Origin of the sequence: Sphingomonas paucimobilis NBRC 13935 (assembly GCF_000739895.2) — a bacterium.
Classification (GTDB): Bacteria; Pseudomonadota; Alphaproteobacteria; order Sphingomonadales; family Sphingomonadaceae; genus Sphingomonas; species Sphingomonas paucimobilis.
In genome coordinates, this window is record NZ_BBJS01000020.1 from 22,439 (window position 1) to 29,739 (window position 7,301).

Below are 7,301 nucleotides of genomic sequence, written 5' to 3' on the forward strand. Positions count from 1 at the left end.
AGCAACACCATCTGACCTGAAAAGCGACAGGAATTCCAGATGAACATCGAGAAATTCACCGACCGTGCGAAAGGCTTTCTGCAAGCCGCGCAGACCGTGGCGATCCGCAACAGCCATCAGCGTATCGCCCCCGAACACCTGCTGAAGGCGCTGATCGAGGACGATCAGGGCATGGCCGCCGGCTTGATCCAGGCGGCGGGGGGCGATGCCAAGCGGGTCGAGCGCGAGACCGATGCCGCGCTCGCCAAGATTCCGGCCGTCTCCGGCTCGGGCGCGCAGAGCTCGCCCGGCCTGGACAATGATCTCGTCCGCGTGCTCGACCAGGCCGAACAGATTGCGCAACAGGCGGGCGACAGCTTCGTCACCGTCGAGCGATTGCTGCTCGCGCTCACCCTGGCCTCGACCACGGCGGGCGGCAAGGCACTGGCGGCGGGCGGCGTCCATGCCCAGGCGCTGAACGGCGCGATCGAACAACTGCGTCAGGGCCGCACCGCCGATACGGCGGGGGCTGAGGATCGCTATGACGCGCTCAAGAAATTCGCCCGCGACCTGACCCAGGCGGCCAAGGATGGCAAGCTCGACCCCGTGATCGGCCGCGACGAAGAGATCCGTCGCACCATCCAGATCCTCGCCCGCCGGACCAAGAACAATCCCGCGCTGATCGGCGAGCCGGGCGTCGGCAAGACCGCGATCGCCGAAGGCCTCGCGCTGCGTATCGCCAATGGCGACGTGCCGGATACGCTGAAAGACCGCAAGCTGATGGCGCTTGATATGGGTTCGCTCATCGCCGGTGCCAAATATCGCGGCGAGTTCGAGGAACGGCTGAAGGGCGTGCTCGACGAGGTGAAGGCCGCCGAGGGCGACATCATCCTGTTCATCGACGAGATGCACACGCTGATCGGTGCTGGGAAAGGCGACGGGGCGATGGACGCCTCCAACCTGCTCAAGCCTGCACTGGCGCGCGGCGAACTGCACTGCGTCGGTGCGACCACGCTGGATGAGTATCGCAAGTACGTTGAAAAAGACCCCGCGCTTCAGCGGCGGTTCCAGCCGGTCTTCGTCGGCGAACCCACGGTCGAGGACACCATCTCGATCCTGCGCGGGCTGAAGGAGAAGTACGAACTCCATCACGGCGTCCGCATCACCGATGGCGCGCTGGTGGCGGCGGCGACCCTGTCCAACCGCTACATCACCGACCGCTTCCTGCCCGACAAGGCGATCGACCTGATGGACGAAGCCGCCAGCCGCATCCGCATGGAGGTGGAGTCCAAGCCCGAGGAGATCGAGACGCTCGACCGCCGCATCTTGCGCCTGAAGATCGAGCGCGAGGGGCTGCGTCGTGAGAGCGACGCCGCCAGCATCGATCGGCTCGAGCATCTGGAGGAGGAACTCGCCAATCTCGAACAGCAATCGGCCGAACTGACCCAGCGCTGGCAGGCCGAGAAGGACAAGATCGCGGGCGAGGCCAAGCTGAAGGAACAGCTCGACCAAGCGCGGATCGAGTTGGAACAGGCACAGCGCGCGGGCGACCTCGCCCGGGCCGGGGAGCTATCCTATGGCCGCATTCCGCAACTGGAAAAGCAACTTGCCGAGGCGCAGTCCGCGACCGAGGGCGCGATGCTGCGTGAGGAAGTCACCGCCGACGATATTGCAGGCGTGGTCAGTCGCTGGACCGGCGTGCCGGTCGAGCGGATGATGCAGGGCGAACGCGAGAAGCTGCTCCGCATGGAGGAAGTGCTGGGCGCACGGGTTATTGGGCAGGAGGATGCGGTCCGCGCCGTCTCCACCGCCGTCCGCCGGGCGCGGGCGGGCTTGCAGGACCCCAATCGGCCGCTCGGATCCTTCCTGTTCCTGGGGCCGACGGGGGTCGGCAAGACCGAGCTGACCAAAGCGCTCGCCGAATTCCTGTTCGACGATCCGTCCGCGATGGTGCGCCTCGACATGAGCGAGTTCATGGAGAAGCACAGCGTCGCCCGGCTGATCGGCGCCCCTCCCGGCTATGTCGGCTATGAGGAAGGCGGCGTACTGACCGAGGCGGTGCGGCGGCGGCCCTATCAGGTCGTGCTGTTCGACGAAGTGGAGAAGGCGCATGGCGACGTGTTCAACGTGCTGCTCCAGGTGCTGGACGACGGTCGCCTGACCGATGGCCAGGGCCGGACGGTCGACTTCTCGAACACGCTCATCATCCTGACCTCGAACCTCGGCAGCCAGTATCTGGCGGCGGTCGATGACGGGCAAAGTGTCGAGAGCGTCGAGCCGCAGGTGATGGAGATCGTGCGCGCGCATTTCCGCCCCGAGTTCCTCAACCGGCTGGACGAGATCATCCTGTTCCACCGGCTGGGCCAGAGCCATATGGGCCCGATCGTCGACATTCAGGTCGCCCGCGTCGCCAAGCTGCTCGCCGATCGCAAGATCAGCCTGCACCTGACCGATGCGGCGCGCGAATGGCTGGGCCGGGTGGGCTACGACCCGGTCTATGGTGCCCGGCCCCTGCGCCGTGCGGTGCAACGGCACCTTCAAGACCCACTGGCCGAGGCGATCCTGCGCGGCGAGGTGAAGGACGGCTCCACCGTCACGGTCGACGAGGGTGACGGGAAGCTGACGCTGTCGGTCGCGTAAACCTCAAGAAAAAGGGGGCGGCTCCCGAAGGAACCGCCCCCGGATTTGGAGTCTGTGAGGATTTCTAGGGTTAGAAGTCGAAGCCGAGCTGCAATCGGATCGAACGTGGTGCCTGATAAGAAGAAGGATAGCGATAATCGCCCCGCGGATTGCCGTTATTCTGCGTACCGTTTTCTTGGAAATCAATCCGCGCCTTCTCAGCGAACAAGTTGAACACGTCGACGCGCAACGTGGCCTTGTACAGTTCAGCAGGCAACGTGAACGCCATGGTCAGGTTGGTCTGGGTCAGCCAATCGCCCGCGAACACCGAACCGCGAGGCGTCAGGCGCAGATTGCTCTGCGACGGCGTCCCCGAACCGGCTGCCGGATCGGTCACGATCTGGCCATTCACCACGTTACAGAAGAAGCCTGCCGCACCATAAGCGCCTGCAAACCGGTCAATGCGGCTCGGCACGCGACCGATACAACCATAATGGCGCGGGGACTGGGCAATGACATTGGCGCCCAGCGTGAACCAGTCGGCGATCTTGTAGGAGCCAAAGACCTTGAGGTTATGGCGAATATCCGTCGGCAGATAGCCATAAGTTCCCAGAGTCAAACCAGGCTGGTCGAATGCGGTCGTCAGGCCGGAGTCGCTCTGGCCGTTATCCGAACGAATGCCGCCTTCGATATTACCGATGTTCTTGGCATAGGTGTAGTTGGCGTTAAGGCTCCACACCCCGTCGAACTCGCGCTCAACGGCTAGCGTTACCGCCTTATATTCGCTCTTGGCCTTCGGATACCCCAGCTGTGCTGCCGTAAAGTCGACGGTACGCAAGCTGGTTTCGCCGTTGACCGGATCGGAAAGCGTGATCCGCCCCGCCGCGCCGGGATTGACCAGCACATATTGATGGAAGCCGGTCCAGATCGATCCGCATCCCGCGATATTCTGCTGCTGGCAATAATTGAGGACGGCGGCATCGATCGCTACGTCCTCGAGCGACTCGTTCAGCTTGCGATACGTGCCGAACGCGCTGACCTTCCACCGATCGCCGAGGCGTTGCTCATATCCCAGGATGAATTCGTCACGCGATTGGGGCTTCAAATTCTGCGACACCGTCGCCGCCGTCGGCGTGGGATTGCCATCCGAGATCAGCTCGCAATTGCGGACCTGCGTGTCCGGGCAAGGCTGCGCCGTGGCGAAGTTGAGCGGAGCGCCAAGCACCGGCACATTGTTCGCGCCGACGCCCGCCACACGGAAATACCGCGTATAGTCGAGTTCCGCACCGGCCAGGCGGATGTTCGTGTTGGTCGGTACCGGAAGATAATAACGACCATAGAAGCCGAACACCTTCGTGCGTCGATCACCGACCGGATCGAAGGAGAAGTTCAGGCGCGGAGCCCATTGGTTGCCGGACTTGTAATAGGTCTCGTTGGCGACATTGTTGTTGCTGAAACGGTCGTTGCGGACGCCCAGGTTGAAGTTCAGCCGATCCTGGAAGAGACTCCAGCTGTCCTGAAGATAAAAGGCTTCGTTCAGCGTGTTAAACGTACCACCGTTCACGAAGGTACGACCCGACACATACAGGGTATTGGGCGGCGCGTAATCCGTACCGCTGGCACCGGAAAATTGATAATTCCAGGCCACGTTGCCGGTGTAACGCGTGACAGCGACGCTGGTCAGTTCTTCACGGTCATAGCCGCCACGGAAATGATGGCTGCCCAACGCATTGACGAAAATGTCGGCATCCGCGCGATAGAAGGTGCGGGTATCCGAGTTTTCATTGATGACATTCGCGGGATTGCCGATCAGTGCCGGGGTAAACTGGCCGCTCGAGTCCGATACCGAAGGCAGAACGGTGTTGGACGGCGTCACGATGTCACGATTCTTGTTCCGGCCATAGGCGGCGGACAAGGTGAACCACTTGGTGAACTGCCCGGTGTACCGAGCGACATAATTCTCGCCGCCGGACAGGATGACCGACGTTGCGCGATACGGCCCCGTAAAGGCACCGGCCGGATCGGTACGGCTGTCATAGGTACCACCATTGGCATCGACGACCGCGAAATTGTCGTCGTAGCGCGTCTGTTTGGTGTTGAAGTAGGTGAATTCCAGACGCTGACCGTCAACGATCACTGCATCGATCTTGCCGCCAAAGAATGGCGAACTCGTCCGCGTCGTCGTCCGGACGTTGCCCGTGCTGAACGGTACGATCGTCTGGGTGCCGGTCTGGACGCCATTCTGGTTAAAGACTGGAATGACGGTGTTGGGATTGCTGTTGAGATAGGTATCCCCGGTCCGCGTATCATTGGATTGATAGAGACCGTAGAAGAACAGGTGATCCTTGATGATCGGCCCCGACAGATAAATATTAGTCTGCTTGGAATCGCGATAATCGGCGCGATTATAATCGTAGAGCGTATTGGGTCGCGTTTCACGTAGAGCATTCGGCTCGTAGTTGAACAGCAATCCGCCATGGAAATTATTGCCGCCCGACTTGGTCGTGGCGTTCACGAACGCGCCCGAAAAGCGACCAAATTCTGCTGAGATCGCCCCGACCTTGGTTTCGATGGTGTCGTAGAATTCGAAGGGAACGGTGACCGATCCCAGTCCCTTGCGGAGTTCGGTAATGTTCAACCCGTTGATGAAGAAGACGTTCTCCGAAACCGAAGAGCCGGCAACCGCCGGTAGATTGCCGAAAGCCGTGTCGCCGGCAGCCGTACCGGGGGCGAGCAGGACGACGGACGTGAGATCACGCTGAACCGGAACGCGGGTGGCTAACTCACCGATCGGAATCACGGCGCCGACCGTATTACGGTCAAAGTCGGACACGCGGATGCGTCCAGCCGTCACGACCACATCACCTGCCGTATCACCTGTCGGAGACAGTGCGAATTCGTTCGCGGCATTGCCCTGCCTTAGAACGACGGCCTTGTCCGTGAAACTTTCATACTCGTCCGCGCTGATCGTGAAGGTATAGCTACCCTGTGGCAGGGCCGAGACGCGATAGCTGCCATCGCCATCGGTCGTGACGGTGCGCGAAAAGCCCTGCGAGTTGGACGTCACCGTAACCAAGGCTCCGGCGATCGCCTTGCCGTCGGTGCCCTGAATCTTGCCCGTCGCGTTGACCTGCGTAAAATCCTGCGCCGCCGCCGGAGCCGCAAGCATCACCGCGCTGCTGCCTACGCTCAAAACTGTCAATGCTGGCAGGGCCGTACCCGTACGCAATATGGCCCGCATGAAAAATGCGCGATTCATCATGTCAACAATCCCCCTCTAACGACCGCTGTTCACAATCTGTTCACCGCCGCGCTGGTCGATGACAAATCTATGTCAGAGAGGTGACGGCGCCCCGCCAAGGAAAAACTATATAGTATTCGATTTTTTAAAAAGCCTTGATACATTAATGCAACATAAACAGCCAATTATGACTTATTATGTCTTATAAGAGGGCATATCCTCACTTTAATTGCCGAAATTTCGATCATTGGCGCAGTAGTAACATATAGCAATAATACACATCGATAGACATGCCTTTGAACCGACAACGAGCTAATCGTCCGAATCAATAAAAAGGGGCGGCTCCCGAAGGAACCGCCCCCAAGTAAGGTTCGCGAGAGCGAACCCTGGGGTTAGAAGTTGAACTTGGCGCCGGCGCGGAACTGGCGGCCGAAGATGCCATCGCCACCCTGCACCGCGTTGTACAGGTACGCGCCGTAGGTGACCGGATCGATCGGGGGCAGGCGGTTGAAGACGTTCAGCACGTTCACGTAGAAGGTGAAGTTGTCGTTGACCTTGAACGACGCGTTCGCATCCGCCGTGATGTAGCTCTTCACGCGGCAGCCAAAATAGGCCGGGGCCTGGCCGCAATCCTTGTAAGCATCGCCCTGGTCCATGGCCGACAGGTCATAGCCCGAGGTGTAGTTGACCGTTCCCGTCAGCGCGAAGTCGCCGAAGTCGAAGGTGTTGACCCAGTTGCCCTTCCACTCGAACGTGCCCGAACCGGCCGTCAGGTTGAAGTTGCCCAGCGTGTCGACATAGGTCTGGCGCACGCCGTCCACCGTGGTGCTCAGCTCCAGGATAAGGCTGGCGTTCAGGTTGGTGTTCCAGCGGAACGAGCCGAAGTCATAGAAGCCGTTGACCCCGAAATCGATGCCTTCCGACTTGATCGTCTGGGCATTGATCAGCTGCGACCGGACGAAGGCGATCTTCGGCGTGGCGGTCGGGTTGTTGACGTCGACGGCATCCGGGATGACCTCGAACCCGGCCGGGATCGCGCCACCCGCATAATAAGCGGCGATGGCGGGCGACAGGTCGGGGGTGGTGATCGCGCCGGTCTTGCGGATGTTGTAATAGTCGACGGTCAGCGACAGGCCGCGCACCGGATCGACCTTGATGCCGGCGGTGAAGCTGCGCGACTTTTCGGGGTCGAGATTCTGCGACGCCAGCGTCGTCTGGCCGATCGAATAGTTGGCGATATAGGCCGAGCAGAATTGCGGGGTCGCCGCCGAACAGATCTGATTGGCGCCCGGATTGATGCTGTACTGGCGCAGGAACGCCGCCGGGATGCTGCTCAGCTGCTGGGTCACGTAACCCGTGGTGGGCAGCGCATTCGCCTCGCCGAACGAGGGGATGCGGAAACCGCGCGAGTAGGTGCCCCGCAAGGAGACCTGGCGGATCGGCTTGAAGATCGCGCCGAACT

The 7,301-nt window shown here is 61.0% G+C and carries 3 protein-coding genes; 1 reads left to right on the plus strand and 2 read right to left on the minus strand.

The genetic code is table 11. The features are described from left to right. Positions 1-39 precede the first annotated feature (39 nt). Positions 40-2,619: an ATP-dependent chaperone ClpB gene (clpB, locus tag SP6_RS08115; RefSeq protein ID WP_042468829.1), complete on the plus strand. Its 2,580-nt coding sequence runs from the start codon at positions 40-42 to the stop codon at positions 2,617-2,619. 70 nt (positions 2,620-2,689) lie between these two features. Here the strand turns inward: clpB and SP6_RS08120 are convergent, their stop codons facing one another. Further along, the gene (locus SP6_RS08120; RefSeq protein WP_007403843.1) at positions 2,690-5,767 is read right to left on the minus strand and encodes a TonB-dependent receptor; all 3,078 of its coding nucleotides are present in this window, start codon (positions 5,765-5,767) and stop codon (positions 2,690-2,692) included. Between the two features lie 464 nt (positions 5,768-6,231). After that, the coding region (locus SP6_RS08125; protein WP_042468831.1) for a TonB-dependent receptor domain-containing protein at positions 6,232-7,301 on the minus strand (1,070 nt) is incomplete at its 5' end.

Excerpts from the sequence above, each read along its gene's own strand:
- clpB (WP_042468829.1), top strand. The coding sequence starts at position 40 with ATGAACATCGAGAAATTCACCGACCGTGCGAAAGGCTTTCTGCAAGCC.
- SP6_RS08120 (WP_007403843.1), bottom strand. The coding sequence starts at position 5,767 with ATGCTTGCGGCTCCGGCGGCGGCGCAGGATTTTACGCAGGTCAACGCG.